A 16,411-nucleotide genomic window follows, 5' to 3' on the forward strand; every position below is an offset into this window, starting at 1 on the left:
CCCCGCCATGCCTCGCCGGCTGAGCCCTCGCTCGTCCCTTGCCCTTCTCGCTGCGGCGGCGCTCGCTCTGACGGCGTGTTCTCCTGCCACGGAGACGTCGGACTCTGCGTCGCCGACACCCTCGTCGCTGTCCGCGGAGATCGCCGACACAGCCGTGGGCGCGAAGACCGCGTGGATCATCGACGTCCTGGACGCCGAGCAGGACACCACAGCCGCCGAGTGGGAGCCCCACCTCGACACGACCTTCACCGCCGAGGTATCCGCAGCAGAGGTCGCCGAGTTGCTCAATACGCAGATCAGACCCGCAGCGCCGTTCACCGTCACGGCTTACCAGGGCGACGAACGGTCCGCGGTGGCGACTCTCAAGGGCACGATCGGCGAAGCATTCGACATGACCGTCGCGATCAACGACGAGGACAAGATCGTCGCCCTCCTCCTCGGGCCTGCGTCCGAGCCATGAAGAGCATCGTCCTCGCTCGACGAGGTCGCTGATCGTCTCGATCAGCTGCCCGGCGAGATCGGGGTCGTCATCGCCCGCGGCGACGAGGAGCTCCTCGAGCGCAGGGCGGACGAAGCTGCCCCGCTCGGCTCCGTCTTCAAGCTCTTCGTGCTTCTCGCCACCGCCGAGGCCGTCCGTTCGTCGGAGCTGGCATGGAACGACACACTCGTGCTGACCGACGCCGACCGGAGCCTGCCGTCGGGGCGCCTGCAGGATCAACCCACGGGCACGGAGGTGTCCGTGCGGGATGCGGCGCAGGAGATGATCGCGATCAGCGACAACACCGCGACCGACCTGCTCATCCGCCGACTCGGACGAGAGCGCATCGAGGCGGCCTTCGCGAGCGTCGGCGGCGAGGGCAACACCCCCTGGCTGACGACGAAGGACTTCTTCACCCTCGGTTGGGGTGACTCAGCCGTCTTCGCCCAGTGGAGTGATGCGGATGACGCGGGGCGCCGACGCATCCTCGAGAGCCTCGACACCGCTCCCCTGTCAGTGGATGCGGCCAGCGTCACCAGTCCGGCCTGGAACAGCGGCGTCGACTGGTTCGCCACTCCCGCGACCGTGGCCGCGGCGCATCGGGCCCTGCTCGACACCGGCGACGAGACCGTGCGCGCCATCCTTTCGAAGAACCCGGGGATCGGCGCAGATCTCGACCGCGCACTCCTGCCCTACCTGGGCTTCAAGGGAGGCTCCGCGCCGGGCGTTCTCGCCGCATCCTGGTCGGGAGAGACGGTGGAGGGCGAACGGGTCACCGTGGTCATCCAGCTCCGAGGAGATGATCCCGCGGCGATCACCGGCGCCCAACGCGACGTGTTCGGCCTGGGTGCGGATGCGTTGCGTCTGGCGGCCGAGGGGCCCGGTCAGCGGTAGGGATTCCCGGCAGCATCGCTCGTCTCCGCATGACCGGCGGCGAATCCCTGATCCCAGGCGTCACCGCGTCCCTCCCGCTCACGAGACAAGGCGTCGACCTCGAGGATCCGCTGCGCCAGTCGCACCCAGTGGCCCCAGTTCGCTTCGGGGACGCCCTCCTCACTCCCCGTGAGGCGCCAACGTTCCGGCGCATCGGCGGGATCCAGCGTGCGCGCTCCGGTACCGAGAGGACGGCGGCGCGGATCGGGCATGGCTGCTCCTTCGGGTCTGCGACGTCGACATGCTCTCACGTCGCCGACGACCGGCCGCCTAGGAGGAGGTGTGTCCCGTCATCAGGTCCTGTACGTCCAGCCCGTCGGGGCTGTTGGCCGCATCCATCAGCGCTTCGATCAGCTCCCGCCTGATCTGCACGGTGCCCCGTCGAGAGTATGTGAACGACAGCGGCACCGCCGGAGACATCCACAGGCTCCGTCGACCGCCGGTGCCGTCGGCGGTGGGCATGGTCAGCATGAAGGCTTCGCCACGACGAAGCTTGTTCATCGTCACGACGCGCAGGTGCGCGATCAGATCGTCCTCGACCACGAAGTACTCCTCGCGCCCGTACCAGAGTCGTCCCATACTGCTTCCGCGCTCCCACCCGTGGCCGCTCGGTCGCGACCCTGCTTCGATGATCGGTGGCCCGAACACACCGGCGCCGGTCGTCGTCCGCGATACGCATGCAAGGCTCCGCAGACGAACGGCCGGCACCGGTCGTGGAGATTCAGAGCGGTTTGCCGCCCGTGACCGGCAGAACGGCGGCGCTGACGTAGCGCGCCGCATCCGAGGCGAGGTACACATAGGCTCCAGCGAGTTCGGCGGGCTGCCCGGCGCGACCCAACGGCGTATCCGTGCCGAACGTCTCGATACGCTCCGCGTCCCAGCCGGTGCCGGGGATCAAAGGTGTCCACACCGGTCCTGGCGCGACCGCGTTGACACGAATCCCGCGGGGCCCGAGCTCCTCGGCGAGGGCCTTCACGAAGGCGACCTGCGCCGCCTTCGTCATGGCGTAGTCGATCAGCGACGGCGAGGGCGAGAACGCCTGCACCGAGCTCGTGACAATGATCGACGCACCCTCCTCCAGAAGGGGCACCGCAGCACGCGCACCGGCGATCAGACCGACGAGGTTGGTGTCGAAGACCCGCTTCACGTCGTCGAGCGGGATCGTCTCGATGCTCTCGCGATCGCGTTGGTATCCGGCGTTGAGCACCAGGAGGTCGAGACCTCCCAGCTGCTCATGCGCCTGCTCCACCATCTGCGTGGCTGCGTCCGTGTCGCGGATGTCCGCGGCGAGGGCGACGCCGCGCCGTCCGGCCTCCTCGATCCAGCGCACCGTCTCGGCGGCGTCGTCGGCTTCCTCCGGCAGATGGCCGATCGCGACGTCGGCGCCCTCGCGGGCGAACGCGATCGCCACTGCCCGCCCGATGCCGGAGTCGCCACCGGTGATGAGCGCGCGACGCCCGGTCAGCCGGCCGGTCCCGCGGTAGCTCTGCTCGCCGTGATCCGGCTGCGGATCCATGGGCGCGGTCTTCCCGGGTTGCGACTGCTCCTGCCAGGGGAATCCCTCGGATCCTTCACCCTCGCGCGGGTCGGCGGTCGTGTTCATGATCGTCCTCTCGTCGTGGTCGGATACCTGCGGGCCATGCTGCGCGAGATGCGCGGCGACACCGAGGGCCTTGACATCCGACCGGGTGATCACCGAGGTCGCGCGAGCCGACGGACGGGACGAAACAACCGCGAAGCCCCGAACCGCAGCGAGGGCGGTCCGGGGCTACGCGAGACGTTGGATCAGGCGACCGAAGCGAGCTTGCGCTCGGTGGCGCCCTTCTGGATGCCGAAGTCGTCTTTCGTCAAATCGACGTGCATGCCCGCGCTCGATGCGGCCTGGTCCGCGAGCGTGCGCAGCGTCGCCGGGTCGAGTTGCTCGGGCTCGACGGAGTCGAAGACGAACCGCATCGGAATCGAGGGCTGCAGCCAAAGCGTCGAGCGACCCACGGGCTCACTCGGCGCGTGCACCCAGGAGAAAGTGAATGACTCGTTGCGACGCAGCTTGGTAGCCGCGACCACCTTGATGTGGCTCAACAGGCGGTCGGGAATGACGACGGCCTCCGTGTCAGCCCCGTAGTACAGCTTTCCCATGGTGTCCCTTCCCCTGAGTCGGTATGTCAGACGAGCGCGAGCGCGCTGAGCGCAACGGATGCGGAGGCGGCGACCACGCACGACGCGACGAACGCCACCTGCGACGCCGAACGCAACCCCCGACGCTGAAGCGGCACGAATGTCGAGCGTCGGCGCGAGGCATCCGAAGCCCACGCGGATGATGCAACAACCATGTCTCCCCCTTGCCGATACCTGCGACGATCCGGACTTTCGTCCGTCCCTCGGCTTCAATGTCGTTCTGAAGATGACGCTACCAGGTAGTTCGCGATTTTAGCTACACAGATGAGATATCCCTCATTTTAGTTACATAGCTAAATAAACCTCCAAGCCTGGCTAAGCTGTCCAGCGGTACTACCCGACCGACGGAGGACTATGCGGATGTCCAGCGAAGCCGCCTCGACCTCGAAACTCTCGCGCGCCCTGAACGCCTACTCGGCTGCCCGGAACGATGCGCTCGTCGCAGCGCGCAAAGACCTGCGCATCAGCGAAGTCGATGCCCGCGCGCTTCTCTTCGTCGTCGACAACCCCGGCGTGCGCCCCTCCGCTCTTCGGGACTATCTGGGCATTACCTCCGCCGGAGTCACGTCCCTGGTCGATCGTCTCGTCGAGCGCGGACTGGCACGTCGCGAGTCGGATGCCGAGGACCGCCGCGGCAACCACATCACCGCGACAGTGGATCTGACCACCGAGCCGTGGTCGGCCCTGACCGAGTTCGACCGTCGCTTCGAACGGGCGGTGGAGATGAGCCTCGGCCCGCGCTCCGACGAGCTCGCCGCGCTCCTCACGCGCCTCACTGAGGAGAGCGTCGCGCAGAGCGTGTGAGTCAAACGGCGAGGTTCGCCATGTACGCCTTCGACTTGGTCTGCAGGAAGGTGCACAGAGCCGAGACCATGGCGAGTTCCGTGGACAGACGGAAGGCGCCTGCCGCATCCAGCTGGAGGTCCGTGTCACGCGCCTCGAACGTCACGACCCACGTCGTCGAACCCGGCTCGACGGGCTGGATGTAGGTCACGGTCTGGGCGTTCATCAGGCGTACACCCACCAAGCCCGTGTCACTGCCGAACTCGCGGTCCTGCGGGATGACCTTCACCGTGCCGGCGATCGGGTATCCGAGTTCACGGAACTCGCCGAGCCAGGACTCGAGCATCTCGAGGCTTCGAAACGGCATGGCACTTTCCTCCCGCGCATCCTCATGCACATCGTGCGTCATCGGGCGGACCCCGAAGCACATGCTCTCACGGATCCGAACCGGCCGAGTGCAGACGAAGGCCCCCGCAGCCGTGCTGCGGGGGCCTTCTGAGACGACGAATCGTCAGAGCGCGCGGATGTTCGCGGCCTGCATGCCCTTGGGGCCCTGCTCGGCGTCGAACTCGACCTTCTGGTCTTCGCGGAGCTCCTTGAAGCCGTTGCCAGCGATCGCGCTGAAGTGTGCGAAGAGATCGGCGGAGCCGTCATCGGGAGCGATGAAGCCGTAGCCCTTCTCGGAGTTGAACCATTTCACGGTGCCAGTGGCCATCGTGTCTTTCCTTCTGTTGTTTTGGCCGCCGGGGCGACCGGGTGTGCCGTTCCTATGTCTACGGAACGGACGATGTGGGACGCGGAACTTGTCCGCGTGTTCGCGAGCGTATGCGGAAAACGTCCGTGCCGCTACCACGGCGACGAAAGCGTCCTCCTGCTCGGGGAAGACGCCGAGCAGCTCGCCGAGCGCGCTGTGGGCGATGTGGACGGAATCGATCGACTCGACGAAACCGGCATACTCGCCGGCGATGGTGGCAACGAAGACACCGAGATCGGCCTGACGCCAGACGGGCGCGGTCGCGGTGTCAGGACCGCTGGGGATGGGGATAAACACAAGAACTTTCAGGACTCGCGGATGCTACACGCGAGAAGGATCAAAGGCACCTGAGGTGCGGTTGCTTCAGTGGAGAAGAACATCGCTCTTCCATGAGCCGATTTCTTTTACTCACCTGCTGCCCCGGATGCGGGGTATCACCACTCTACCATCTACCCCGGCTCCGCGCACCGACAGGCGATGCACCGGCTACATACAGCTCACGGCATGTGGGCGCGGTTAGCGTGGGCAACAGGCTTCGGCACTCGTCGGAGACACGCACCGACGGCCGAGGACGGCCGCCACACAGGACGGGCATCTCTCATCTCCGCCACGCTTGCATCCCCCCACGCAACACTCGGACCGATCCGCAAGACCTACGCTCGAAAAGAAGACTTCCCCCCGATCACGCGCGCCTACAGCCAGGTCTCGGAGGTGGTACGCGAGACGGGGCTCCTTCGACGCGCGCCCTGGTTCTACGCCGTCGTCGGAGCAGCCCTCGCGCTCGCGTTCGGCGGCGCCGTCACCGGCTTCATCCTCCTCGGCGACAGCTGGTTCCAGCTGTTGATCGCAGCCGCACTGGGGTTGATCTTCACCCAGGTGGCTTTCCTCGGCCACGAAGCAGCTCACCGTCAGATCCTCGCGACAGGCCCCGCCAACGACAGGCTCGCCCGTGTCCTCATCGGCATCGTCGGCACCAGCTACTCGTGGTGGGACTCCAAGCACAGCCGCCACCATGCGAACCCGAACCGGGTCGGCAAGGACCCGGACATCGAGCTCGACACGATCTCGTTCCTCGACGAGGATGCGGCCTCGGCCCGCGGTCTGCGGCGCCTCATCACACGCAAGCAGGGATGGTTCTTCTTCCCGCTGCTGACACTCGAAGGTCTGAACCTGCACTTCTTGAGCGTGAAGCACCTGCTCTCGCGTGGACCGATCAAGGGCCGGGGCATCGAACTCGCCCTGATCGGTGCACGCTTCGCTGTCATCTTCGCCGCCGTCTTCCTCGTGTTGCCACTGGGTATGGCGTTCGCCTTCCTGGGTGTCATGTTCGCCGTCTTCGGCGTGTACATGGGTGCGTCGTTCGCTCCGAACCACAAAGGCATGCCCATCATCGACCCGGACGCGAAGCTGGACTTCTTTTCCAAGCAGGTGCGCACCTCGCGCAACATCCGCGGCGGATGGTGGGCCACGGCCCTCATGGGCGGGCTCAACTACCAGGTCGAGCACCACCTCTTCCCGAGCATGGCGCGCCCGCACCTGGCGAAGACCCGCGAGATCGTGCGGGACTTCTGCAGCGCCAACGACGTGCCCTACACGGAGACCTCGCTCGTGCGGTCGTACGCGATCGTGATCGAGTACCTCAACCGGGTGGGCCTTGCGGCCGGCGACCCCTTCGACTGCCCCGTGACAGCGCAATACCGCCGGGTCTGAATGATGTCGGAGGGGCGTGTCAGACTCATATCGGGTCGGACACCACTCACCGATCCTTAAGGTCCCACGCCGAGTGCCCCGGCGCCATAGGCCGCACGTGAGTGCGGCGAGCGGATGGTCGGCAGGCGATGGCAGTTTCCGGGTTCGTCGGATTCAGCGACGCGCATCAGGCGCGCCTCGCAGAGATCGCTCGCGCAGCGCGCGAGGCGGATGCGGCGCTGGCTGCGACACAGGCGCGCATGAGCCGCGTGCTCGCCGCGGCGGAGGACCTCGCCCGTGATGTCGCCTCCAGTGCGAGTGGGGCTGCGCGTGGTCGCGAGATGGCTCAGCGGTCGATAGCAGCGGAGATCGGGGCAGTCCTGCGACTGTCGGATCGCACCGTACAGCGGCGTATGGGTGCCGCTGCAGAGCTCGCCGACGACTATCCCGCGACGCTCGCGGCGTGGGAGGCGGGCCGCATCCACGCGGGTCACGTACGAACGATCACCGACGCGGGGGCCGCGCTGCCGAGTGAGCGCCGCTCCGCCTTCGACGTGCGTGCGCTCGGAGTCTGCGAGAGCGAGACGCCAGGCAGAGCGCGACGGGTCCTGACGATGGTCGCCGAGCGGTTGCATCCCCGCTCGCTCACAGATCGCTATGTCGATGCCCGCGAGATGCGGGGCGTTTCCGTCGCACCGCTCGGCAACGGCATGAGCCACCTCGGCATCGACGCGCCCACCGTGCTGGTCGACGGCGCGTACGATCGTGCGACGCGAATGGCGCGCACCCTGATCGATCTGCGTGCCCAGGCGATCGCACGGGTGCGTGATGCACGCGCGACCGGCACCCCGATCGAACCCACCGACGAGATCCTGGCATCCGACGACCGCACCATGGAGCAGCTGCGCGCGGACATCATGGCCGACCTGCTCCTGACGGGTGACCCCGCGGTGGGCGCGGCGCTCCCGGGCGACGGCCCCGGCACGCTCGGTGCCATTCGCGCGCATGTCCAGGTGGTGGTGCCGGTGCTCACCCTGCTGACCGGCGACGGCGCGGCGGAGATCGCGGGACGGGAGCCCATCGACGCCGAGACCGCCCGTCGCCTGGCCGGCGGTACGGGGGCATGGGACCGGATCCTCACCGATCCGCTGTCGGGGCGAACGCTCGGCAGCGATCGGCGCCTCGCACCGCCCGATCTGCGCCGCTGGGTGCAGGCCCGCGACCAGCACTGCCGCTTCCCGGGTTGCACGGTCCCCGCGATCCGCTGCGAGATCGATCACGTGGTCGACTGGGCGAAGGGCGGCCGCACCGTCCCCGATAATCTGCAGGCGCTGTGTCAGCGCCATCACTCCATGAAGCAGTTCACGGGGTGGCGGGTGGCTCTGCGCGAGAGCGGCGTCGTGGCGTGGACCTCGCCCTTGGGAGAGACCTACACCGATGCTTCACCCGCACCCGCCGTCTCCTTCAGCGTCGACGAGCCGGAGCCCCCATGGGCAGACTCGGCGTGAGAACCGGGGCCCTCATCGCGGGCCGTCAGGGACGAACGGGAAGAGTCGCGGAGAGTGCCTCGATCATCCCCGTGGGATCCTGCCCCACCGGGATGAGGACGACAGTGCTCGCGCCGGCGTCGTGACGCCGGCGGATGCCGGCCCGTACCTCGTCGACCGCGCCCGACAGCGTCAACTCAGACACCCACTCCGGAGGCAGTGTCTGGGTGAAGACGTCGACGGGGAGATCCGCCGCATGCTGCAGAAGTTCCTGCGCGTACGGCAGCGGGAGAACATGGGGGCGCCAATCACTCTCGGCCAGCACGGCCAGCGCGGGTCGGACGATCTCCTGCGCCGCATCCGTCGTGTCGGCCACAGCCGCGAGATCGTAGGTGATCACGCGAGCCTCGACGTCGCCGATCTGCGCCAAGGCGTGAGCGATGTACTCGGGAGTGGCAGGCTCGGCGAGCACGACCCCGTCCGCGATCTCGCCGGCGGCAGCGAGCGACTTCGGCCCGCGCACGCCGAGCACGATCGGAGGAATGATGTCCGGGGTCTCGCTCAGCCGCAGCCCTCCGACCTCGACGTAGGTGCCGTGCTCCGGCGCCGGTGAGCCCTCCAGGAGCGCGCGGAGGGCGACGACGTACTCGCGGAGGAACGTCAGCGGCTTCTGCGGCCAGGCACCGACCGACGTCAGCCAGCCCGGCATGCCGTGACCGATGCCGACGACGAGGCGCCCAGGGTACAGCTGTGCGAGCGTGGCGATCTCCATCGCCGCGAAGGCGACGTTGCGCACGGCGGCGGGCAGGATCCCTACCCCGACCGTGATCCGCGAGGTCACCGCGAGCACAGACGCCGCTTGCGCGACTCCCCCGCGATATCCGAGATCTTCGACCACCCACACCTCGTCGAAGCCCGCATCCTCAGCGCGCCGCGCGAAATCCAAGACCTCCGAGGCGGGCAGGTCCCGAGGGAGCATGATCCCGACGTTCTTCGTCGCTGACGGCATGAAGCTCTCCAGTCAGACCGCCATCACCCCAGCGGCGCGGTCTCCTCCACCCTAGGACACGGCGCGGTCGAGTTCCGCAGGCTCCGGGCGGTTTGCAGCGCCGACGTCAATGGTCGGAAGGCAACGAGAATGAGCCCCGCCGCCGATCTCGCAGCCTGAGCGCGGACACGGTGATCGCCGTTGCCCCAATGAGCGTCGGATATGCGCTGACGGAGGCGAACGCGATGCATTGAACGGGTCGAAGGGCGAGCCGTTCGATACCCACCCCACACGCGATGCGATAGCCACAGCGACCATGGCGAGAATGATCAAACCCGCGGTCAGACCCAAGACCGGCCATCGCCAGCCCGTGAGTGCGACCGCGACGGCGACGAGTCCGAGGGAGATGAGTGTCATCGGGTGGACCGAATAATCGCCGCCCCACGGGAGGTTCGCGAGCAGCGACGTCGCGTAGAGGATGAGAAAGAATGGAGCAGGGCTGCGAAAGAAAAAGGCCGCCCCGAAGGACGGCCTCTCTCACTCGCTCGAGCGACAAGGGTTGGTGGAGATGGGGGGAATCGAACCCCCGTCCATCGCTGTGATACGGCGGCTTCTCCGGGCGCAGTCTGTGGAGACGTTCTGCTCGGCTCCGACTTTTAGCACAGACACATAAGTCGACGAGCCCAGTCTGGGAAGAGTCCCACGCACCGTCCAGACGCCGGTACGTAGCAAGATCCCTAGATGACGCCAGGGTCCGTGTCGGGATCACACACGGTCTGACGGACTATCGGGCTCGCTTAGGCAGCGAGGGCGAAGTCAGTGCGCTTGGATTCGGCACTTATTGGTTTACAGGGAGCGTTTACGAGATAACCCTGCATCCTCGGCCCGCTTCTCGGCGATTCGCAAGCGATGTCGAAACCGATCATCCCCGTGAACCCTTCGGTGAAGGAACCATTGTCGCTCTGTGGAGTTGTCACCTCGCGGGCAGGACCCGCGAGCATCACAGACTACAACGGATGCGGGCCAGCCGCCATTCCCGAAGGCTTCGCTACGGCCCCCGCGGATACGATCGAAGGATGACCGCTCCCCGCCGTCCACCCCGTCCGCAGGTGACGCTCGAGGTCGTCCGGACCACGGCGCTGAGCCCCGGGATGGTGCGCGTCACTCTCGGCGGAGATGGGTTCGCGGCGTTCGCCGACCGCGAAGAGACCGACAAGTACGTCAAGCTTCACATCCCGCCGGCCGGGAGCACGCTGACCCCGCCGTACGACCTGGCGGAGTTGCGTGAACGTCTTCCCTTCGACGAATTGCCGAGTGTCCGCACGTACACCGTGCGCCGGGTCGACCACTCCGCACGCACGCTCGACATCGACATCGTCACCCACGGCGACACGGGCGTCGCCGGCCGCTGGGCGGCGACCGTACGCCCCGGCGACCTGCTCACCTTCGCCGGCCCGGGCGGCGGGTATCGACCTGATGTCACGGCCGACCACCGCTTGTTCGTCGGCGACGAGTCCGCGCTCCCCGCGATCGCTGCGTCACTCGAGGCCCTCCCGCCGGGGGTTGGCGCCATGGCCATCGTGGAGACGCGCTCCTCGGCGCACCGCATCCCCCTGCCCGCATCCGCAGACGTCACATGGGTCGACGAAGACCACGGCGCGCCGGGCTCGCGCCTCGTCGATGCCGTCGCAGGCGCTCCATGGCCGTCCGGCCGTGTGCAGGTCTTCGCGCACGGAGAACGAGAGGCGATGAAGAGGCTGCGCGCGGTCTTCGCAGAACGCGGCGTCGCGCGCCAGGACCTCTCACTGTCCGCTTACTGGGCGTACGGGCGCAGCGAAGACACCTTCCAGGCCGAGAAGCGACTCCCCGTGGGCCAGATCTTTCCCGACTGAACGTCCGTAGGCTGGGCCGCATGAGCGAGGACGTCACGATCACGGTCCGCGGCTCCCACGTGGAGCGCATCTCCGCCGAGGAGGGCGTCGCCCGGATCGCCGTGCGAGTCGAGCATCACGACCGCAGTGAAGCGATGGCCCGGCTCGCAGCATCCGGCCAGCGCGTGCGCGAGGACCTCGAGAGGTGTGCGGCCTCCGGCGGGCTCGTGTCGTGGACCAGTTCGCGTGCCCAGATCTTCACCGATCGCCCGTGGGGACCCGACGGCACCCGCTTGGACCCCGTCCACCACGCATCGCTCGAGTTGCGAGCCGTGTTCGACGATGCGGATGCCCTGTCGGCGTGGATCGACACTGCCACCGCCGATCCCGCCGTCCAGTTGGACGGCATCGACTGGCGGCTGACGGAAGCGACCGCGCTGGATGCACGCGACCGGGTGGCCCGCGCAGCCGTGCAGGATGCGGTCGCTCGAGCTCGGTCCTACGCGGCGTCGCTCGGTCTGCACCATGTCACAGCCATCGAGATCGCCGACGCAGGGCTGCTCTCACCCGACTCGGCGCCGGCGGGGCCGATGATGATGAAGTCCGCCGCCGCGGACGCTGCCGTCGTCGTACGTCCAGACGAGGTCGTCGTCGCGGTCGGGGTCGAGGCGCGGTTCAGCGCTCGCTGAGAGGCTCTTCCGACAGCGGGAGTCGCAAGGTGGCGAGCGTTCCGCCCGTCTCCCCCTCCGACAGCACGATCGCGCCGCCCATCGCGCCCGCCAGCGCCTGCGCCACCGACAGGCCGATGCCCGAGCCCGGCACGCCGTCGCTCACCGCCTGCGCACTGCGGTAGAACCGCTCGAAGACGCGCGCCCTGTCTTGTTCACTGATACCCGGTCCGTGGTCCTCGATCTCGACGAGCGCCGCGTGACCGATCGGACCCGCCGTCACGCGGATGACCCCCTGCTCCGGGGAGAACTTGATCGCGTTGGTGAGCAGATTCGTGACGATCTGTCCGAGCTCGGCCTCGTTCGCCCGCACGGGCACCGGCCCCTGGACATCGCTGTCCACCCGAAGGCAGCGCTCATCGATCCGGTAGCGCAGATCTTCGAGGGAGTCCGTGACGATCCGCGCCAGATCCACGATGCGCGTGCCGTGCATCCCGACCGGGGGCTGCGTGATGGTCGCGGCCCGCAGGGAATTGGACACCAGTGTCGCCAGCCGATCGGCGTTGCGGCTGATGACCTCGACGTACGCCTTCTGATCCGGGTCCGTGACGCTGTCCTCGAGCTCCTCCGCGTACCCCACGATCGCTGTGATGGGTGTGCGCAGCTCGTGGGAAACGCTCGCGACGAACGCGTCCTGCTTGTGGTTGAGTTCGCGCAACGCCTCGCTGACATGCCGCTCACGGTCCAGCTGGCTCGCCATCGCCTGCTCGACAGCGCGCACCGGGCGAAGGTCCTCGATCGTGACGAGCAGGATGCGGCCGAGCTCGGGTCGCATGATCGGGTCGACCCAGAAGCGCGCCGGCACCGCATCCTCACCCAGCTCGTCGCTCTCGTGCGAGCGCTCCTGATCGCCGGCGTCACCCAGGATGCGGCGAAGGGGGGCGTCGTCGAGAACCCGCCACTCACCGTCGGCATGCACCAGCTGCCCGTTGAAGAGCTCCGCGGCTACATCGTTCGCCTCCAGGACCCGGAGCCTGCGCGACTCCCGCACCTGTGTGACGAGGAAGCCGGTACGGGAGCGCGCGAACGCATCGCGCAGGAGCCGCAGCACCGCATCCTGCCGGTCCTCGAGTTCTCTGCGTTCCGCACGCTGCGTCGCGATCACCAGGCAGGTGATGGCGATGGCCACCGCGTAGACCTGCAGCAGAGTGCTGGTCGGCAGCAGGCCCTCGGCGTTGGCGAACGGCCCGTAGCCCGCCACGGTCAGTCCGCTCGCGAGCGACACCGCCAGCAGCACCTGCCCGATCGCCACGAACATCGTCTGCGAGAACGCCGCCCACGCCAGCAGGGGTACCGGCAGGAACGACAGGGGAGCCGAGGCGAAAGGACCGAACGCGACAGCGACGAGGAGGGCGATGGCCGCGGTGAGAGTGACGGCGCGCCACCAGGGCCCAGGGCGCTGGCTCGAACGGTCGATGAGCACGAGCGGCACGATGAGCAGGAGCGCGGAAAGGTGGGAGGCCCCGGTCCCCACGAACCGCGCCACGAAGTCGCCGCCGGCCGCTGCCGCCGCGCCCGCCACGACGAGCGCCAGCGCTGCCGCGGCAGCGACCGCGGTCAGGATGAAACGGCCGACGTCCCGCGTCGTCGACAACCGTGGAGCCGCACCCTTCGGGGTGAGCCCCGCCACCATGACGGCGATCTCGGCGGCGGTGCCGACCAAGCTCGCCGTGACCACGAGCGGCGGACGTCCCGCGAGAGCGGATGCGGTCGCGGTCAGCAGCGACGCGACGAGGATCACCAGCGGCACGTACCGGGGCGCAGCGCTGAGCGCGGCGGCGGCACCCGCTCCCGCGGCCGGCCACCACCAGGAGGTCGGCTGCTCCCCCGCCTGACCGAGGGCGAACGCCGACGCGAGCACGAAGCCGAGCAGCAGAATCGCTGCCACCACGGTGCTCCGCCGCCACGGAGGAAGCGCTGTGATGTGGAAGAGGAGGTTCGGACGGGTCATCGGGCGACGCCGCCTATGTGCGTGCGGCGCGGACCCATCGTTCGATCACTCCCCGACGCGGTTGCGTAGGCGCATCGCGCGCTCGGCTTCGCGGGTGTCCTGCCGTTCTCGCAGGGTCTGGCGCTTGTCATACTCGCGCTTGCCCTTCGCGACCGCCAACTCGATCTTCGCCCGGCCGTCGGAGAAGTACAGCCGCAGCGGCACGAGCGTGTAGCCGCCGGCCGAAACGGCGTGGGAGAGCTTCACGATCTCCTCTTTGTGCAGCAGGAGCTTGCGCGTGCGCTTCGCGGCGTGGTTCGTCCAGTGCCCCTGCGAGTACTCGGGGATGTGCACGGCGTCGAGGAACGCCTCGCCGCCCTGGATGTACGCGTAACCGTCGGACAGGTTGGCACGGCCCTGGCGCAGCGACTTCACCTCGGTACCGGTCAGCACGAGGCCGGCCTCGTACGTCTTCTCGACGGTGTATTCGTGGCGCGCGCGGCGGTTGGTCGCGACGACCTTCTCTCCGCGTTCCCTGGGCATGCTCTCTCCTTCGTGCGACCGCACGGCGCGCGGCAGCCCGTCAGTCTAGCAAGCCCAGCGCCCCTCGGATCAGGCGCGCAACCACCGACGTATCGCGAAGCCGGCCGACAGCGCGGCGAGCAGGACGCCGATGACGACGATGACCGGGATCACGAGCGCGAGATCGGAGTACCCGACCCACGTCGTGACGAAGCCGATGCGCTCACGCAGATACCCGTTGATGCCGAACTCGACGGTCGCCCAGACGCCGACGCTCGCCAGAGCCGAACCGATCAGCGCGGCGAAGACGCCCTCGAGGATGAAGGGTGTCTGGATGAACCTGTTCGAAGCACCTACGAGGCGCATGATCCCGAGTTCCTTGCGTCTGGCGAAGGCCGAGAGGCGGATGGTGGTTGCGATCAGCAGCACGGCGGCGACGAGCATGAGACCCGCGATCCCGACCGCGATGTACGTCGCGATCGTGAGCGCCGAGAACAGCGGCTCCAGGTACTGCATCTGATCCTTGACCTCTTCGACGCCCTTGCTTCCGCCGAAGGCCTCCGCGATCACATCCGATTGCGACTGGTCGACGAGGTTGATCGAGAACGTCGCGTTGAACTGGTCGGGGGTGACGATGTTCTCGTACTCCGACCCCAGTTGCTGGATGGCTTTCTCGTAGACTTGCTCGTTGGTCTCGAACGTGTAGTCCTTGATCAGCGGCGACAGAGCAGGGCCCTCCAGCTCGGCCTTGATCTGATCGATCTGGTCTTGCGTGGCGACGCCGTCGGAGCAGGTGCTCGCGGTGGAGACACTGGCGCACATGTAGACCGCGACCTGGGCGCGATCCACCCAGAAGTCCTTCATCTTGCCGATCTGCATCTGCATCAGCACGGCCGCGCCCACAAAGGTGAGCGACACGAAGGTCACGAGCACGACGGAGATGACCATCGATGCGTTCCGGCGGAGGCCGCTGAGGGCCTCCCCCATGATCAGTCCGAATCTCATCGCGTGGGTCCCACCTCGTCATCGGACGCGCCGAGGCCCAGCCGGTCGGCGAGTCCCAGTTCCGCGGGCAGGTCGGCGTCGGGGCGCGGGGCGCGCTCCTCCTCGGCCAGACGTGCCGCCAGTGCTTCTGCGGCCTTCGCCTCTGCCACCGCGGCCGCGTGCGCCGGCTCGGTTCGGGCAGCCTGCTCCGTGGCCGCGACGGCCGCATCCATCGTCAAGGGAGCGATCTGACCGGTCTCGGCGATCTCGCGATGCACGTCGAGCACAGCCGTCAGGGCGGCGACAGCCGCCGCGCCCTTCTCGACCTCGGGAGCCAGGCGCGGGATGGCGGACGTGTCGCCGTATCCGCCGTGGCGCTCATCGCGCACGATCTCACCGCTGCGAAGCTCGATCACACGACGCTGCATCTGATCGACGAAGCCCGCCTCGTGCGTCGCCATGACGACCGTCGTGCCTCCGGCGTTGATGCGCGCGAGCAGCTGCATGATGTCGACGGATGTGGCCGGGTCGAGGTTTCCGGTGGGCTCGTCGGCCAGCAGGATCTGCGGACGGTTGACCAGCGCGCGGGCGATCGCGACGCGCTGCTGCTCACCGCCGGACAGCTCGTGCGGCAGACGCTTCTCTTTGCCGTCGAGCCCGACGAGCGCGAGCGCCTCGGGGACGGCCTGCTGGATGAATCCGCGGGAGGAGCCGATCACCTGCAGGGTGAAGGCGACGTTCTGGAACACCGTCTTGGTCGGCAGGAGTCGGAAGTCCTGGAAGACGGCACCGATCTGACGCCGGAAGTAGGGCACCTTGCGGTTGGGCACCGAGCGCAGGTCGCGGCCGAGCACGACCACGCGGCCCTCACTGGGCGAGTCCTCGCGCAGGATGAGGCGCAGGCAGGACGACTTGCCGGAGCCCGACGCCCCCACAAGGAAGACGAACTCTCCGCGTTGCACCTCGAAGTCAACGCTCTGCAGCGCAGGTCGGGAGGTGCCGCGATACCGCTTGGTGACGTTCTCGAACCGGATCATGGCTGTGACAGCCTAAGCGCGCTTCCTACGGATGCCCGCCACGACACCCGGC

Annotated in this window: 20 protein-coding genes and 1 other RNA gene; 8 read left to right on the forward strand and 13 right to left on the reverse strand. The window is 67.9% G+C overall.

From position 1 onward, the window contains the following. Positions 1-7: 7 nt before the first annotated feature. Together PQV94_RS09205 and PQV94_RS09210 are read left to right on the forward strand one after the other, a co-directional pair. Entirely contained in the window at positions 8-460 is a 453-nt protein-coding gene (locus PQV94_RS09205) for a Cpe/LpqF family protein (protein ID WP_274285569.1), read from the forward strand. Between the two features lie 69 nt (positions 461-529). Beyond that, positions 530-1,372, forward strand: a complete 843-nt coding sequence (locus PQV94_RS09210; RefSeq protein WP_274288255.1) for a serine hydrolase — start codon at positions 530-532, stop codon at positions 1,370-1,372. Here the strand turns inward: PQV94_RS09210 and PQV94_RS09215 are convergent. The 5 genes from PQV94_RS09215 to PQV94_RS09235 all read right to left on the reverse strand — a co-directional run bounded on the left by PQV94_RS09215 (position 1,363) and on the right by PQV94_RS09235 (position 3,741). After that, positions 1,363-1,623 (reverse strand): hypothetical protein, encoded by a 261-nt coding sequence (locus PQV94_RS09215; protein ID WP_274285570.1) that lies wholly within the window; start codon positions 1,621-1,623, stop codon positions 1,363-1,365. The two genes, PQV94_RS09210 and PQV94_RS09215, sit on opposite strands and share 10 nt — an antisense overlap. A 58-nt stretch (positions 1,624-1,681) precedes the next feature. Further along, the gene (locus PQV94_RS09220) at positions 1,682-1,990 is read right to left on the reverse strand and encodes a DUF7882 family protein (protein ID WP_274285571.1); all 309 of its coding nucleotides are present in this window, start codon (positions 1,988-1,990) and stop codon (positions 1,682-1,684) included. Between the two features lie 142 nt (positions 1,991-2,132). Beyond that, positions 2,133-3,014, reverse strand: coding sequence for an SDR family oxidoreductase (locus PQV94_RS09225; protein WP_274285572.1), 882 nt, complete (start codon positions 3,012-3,014; stop codon positions 2,133-2,135). A gap of 182 nt (positions 3,015-3,196) precedes the next feature. Then, positions 3,197-3,547 (reverse strand): DUF7882 family protein, encoded by a 351-nt coding sequence (locus PQV94_RS09230; protein ID WP_234075213.1) that lies wholly within the window; start codon positions 3,545-3,547, stop codon positions 3,197-3,199. Between the two features lie 26 nt (positions 3,548-3,573). Continuing rightward, positions 3,574-3,741, reverse strand: coding sequence for a hypothetical protein (locus PQV94_RS09235; RefSeq protein WP_274285573.1), 168 nt, complete (start codon positions 3,739-3,741; stop codon positions 3,574-3,576). Between the two features lie 205 nt (positions 3,742-3,946). Between PQV94_RS09235 and PQV94_RS09240 the strand changes: the two genes are divergently transcribed. Next, on the forward strand, positions 3,947-4,390 hold the full coding sequence (locus PQV94_RS09240) for a MarR family winged helix-turn-helix transcriptional regulator (RefSeq protein WP_234075211.1): 444 nt from the start codon (positions 3,947-3,949) through the stop codon (positions 4,388-4,390). A gap of 1 nt (position 4,391) precedes the next feature. Here PQV94_RS09240 and PQV94_RS09245 read toward each other — a convergent pair whose 3' ends face one another. Together PQV94_RS09245 and PQV94_RS09250 are read right to left on the reverse strand one after the other, a co-directional pair. Beyond that, positions 4,392-4,736: a hypothetical protein gene (locus tag PQV94_RS09245; RefSeq protein WP_274285574.1), complete on the reverse strand. Its 345-nt coding sequence runs from the start codon at positions 4,734-4,736 to the stop codon at positions 4,392-4,394. A gap of 144 nt (positions 4,737-4,880) precedes the next feature. Further along, complete coding sequence (locus PQV94_RS09250; RefSeq protein ID WP_137417306.1) at positions 4,881-5,084, reverse strand: cold-shock protein; 204 nt, start codon at positions 5,082-5,084, stop codon at positions 4,881-4,883. Positions 5,085-5,156: 72 nt separating this feature from the next. Between PQV94_RS09250 and PQV94_RS09255 the strand changes: the two genes are divergently transcribed. From PQV94_RS09255 to PQV94_RS09265, 3 genes are all read left to right on the forward strand, one after another. Continuing rightward, a complete protein-coding gene (locus tag PQV94_RS09255; RefSeq protein ID WP_274285575.1) occupies positions 5,157-5,474 on the forward strand; it encodes a hypothetical protein in 318 nt (105 codons plus the stop codon). A gap of 360 nt (positions 5,475-5,834) precedes the next feature. Then, positions 5,835-6,833, forward strand: coding sequence for a fatty acid desaturase family protein (locus PQV94_RS09260; protein ID WP_443192682.1), 999 nt, complete (start codon positions 5,835-5,837; stop codon positions 6,831-6,833). A gap of 128 nt (positions 6,834-6,961) precedes the next feature. Next, the gene (locus PQV94_RS09265; protein ID WP_274285576.1) at positions 6,962-8,320 is read left to right on the forward strand and encodes an HNH endonuclease signature motif containing protein; all 1,359 of its coding nucleotides are present in this window, start codon (positions 6,962-6,964) and stop codon (positions 8,318-8,320) included. A 25-nt stretch (positions 8,321-8,345) separates the two neighbouring features. On the opposite strand, the gene PQV94_RS09270 is transcribed toward PQV94_RS09265, so the two are convergent. Continuing rightward, complete coding sequence (locus tag PQV94_RS09270) at positions 8,346-9,308, reverse strand: LLM class flavin-dependent oxidoreductase (RefSeq protein WP_274285577.1); 963 nt, start codon at positions 9,306-9,308, stop codon at positions 8,346-8,348. Positions 9,309-9,847: 539 nt separating this feature from the next. Next, positions 9,848-10,217, reverse strand: a transfer-messenger RNA (tmRNA) gene (gene ssrA, locus PQV94_RS09275). A 146-nt stretch (positions 10,218-10,363) separates the two neighbouring features. Between ssrA and PQV94_RS09280 the strand changes: the two genes are divergently transcribed. Further along, a complete protein-coding gene (locus tag PQV94_RS09280; RefSeq protein ID WP_274285578.1) occupies positions 10,364-11,179 on the forward strand; it encodes a siderophore-interacting protein in 816 nt (271 codons plus the stop codon). Between the two features lie 20 nt (positions 11,180-11,199). Further along, positions 11,200-11,847 (forward strand): SIMPL domain-containing protein, encoded by a 648-nt coding sequence (locus PQV94_RS09285; protein WP_274285579.1) that lies wholly within the window; start codon positions 11,200-11,202, stop codon positions 11,845-11,847. Here PQV94_RS09285 and PQV94_RS09290 read toward each other — a convergent pair. From PQV94_RS09290 to ftsE, 4 genes are all read right to left on the reverse strand, one after another. Continuing rightward, positions 11,834-13,777, reverse strand: a complete 1,944-nt coding sequence (locus PQV94_RS09290) for a sensor histidine kinase (protein ID WP_274285580.1) — start codon at positions 13,775-13,777, stop codon at positions 11,834-11,836. The genes PQV94_RS09285 and PQV94_RS09290 overlap by 14 nt on opposite strands. 105 nt (positions 13,778-13,882) lie before the next feature. Further along, positions 13,883-14,359 (reverse strand): SsrA-binding protein SmpB, encoded by a 477-nt coding sequence (gene smpB, locus PQV94_RS09295; RefSeq protein ID WP_274285581.1) that lies wholly within the window; start codon positions 14,357-14,359, stop codon positions 13,883-13,885. 69 nt (positions 14,360-14,428) lie between these two features. Further along, positions 14,429-15,343, reverse strand: a complete 915-nt coding sequence (gene ftsX, locus PQV94_RS09300) for a permease-like cell division protein FtsX (RefSeq protein WP_274285582.1) — start codon at positions 15,341-15,343, stop codon at positions 14,429-14,431. Next, positions 15,340-16,359: a cell division ATP-binding protein FtsE gene (gene ftsE, locus PQV94_RS09305; protein WP_274285583.1), complete on the reverse strand. Its 1,020-nt coding sequence runs from the start codon at positions 16,357-16,359 to the stop codon at positions 15,340-15,342. Before ftsE ends, ftsX begins: the two co-directional genes overlap by 4 nt. Positions 16,360-16,411 lie beyond the last annotated feature (52 nt).

The sequence above is a fragment of the Microbacterium sp. Clip185 genome (assembly GCF_028743715.1).
GTDB lineage: Bacteria > Actinomycetota > Actinomycetes > Actinomycetales > Microbacteriaceae > Microbacterium.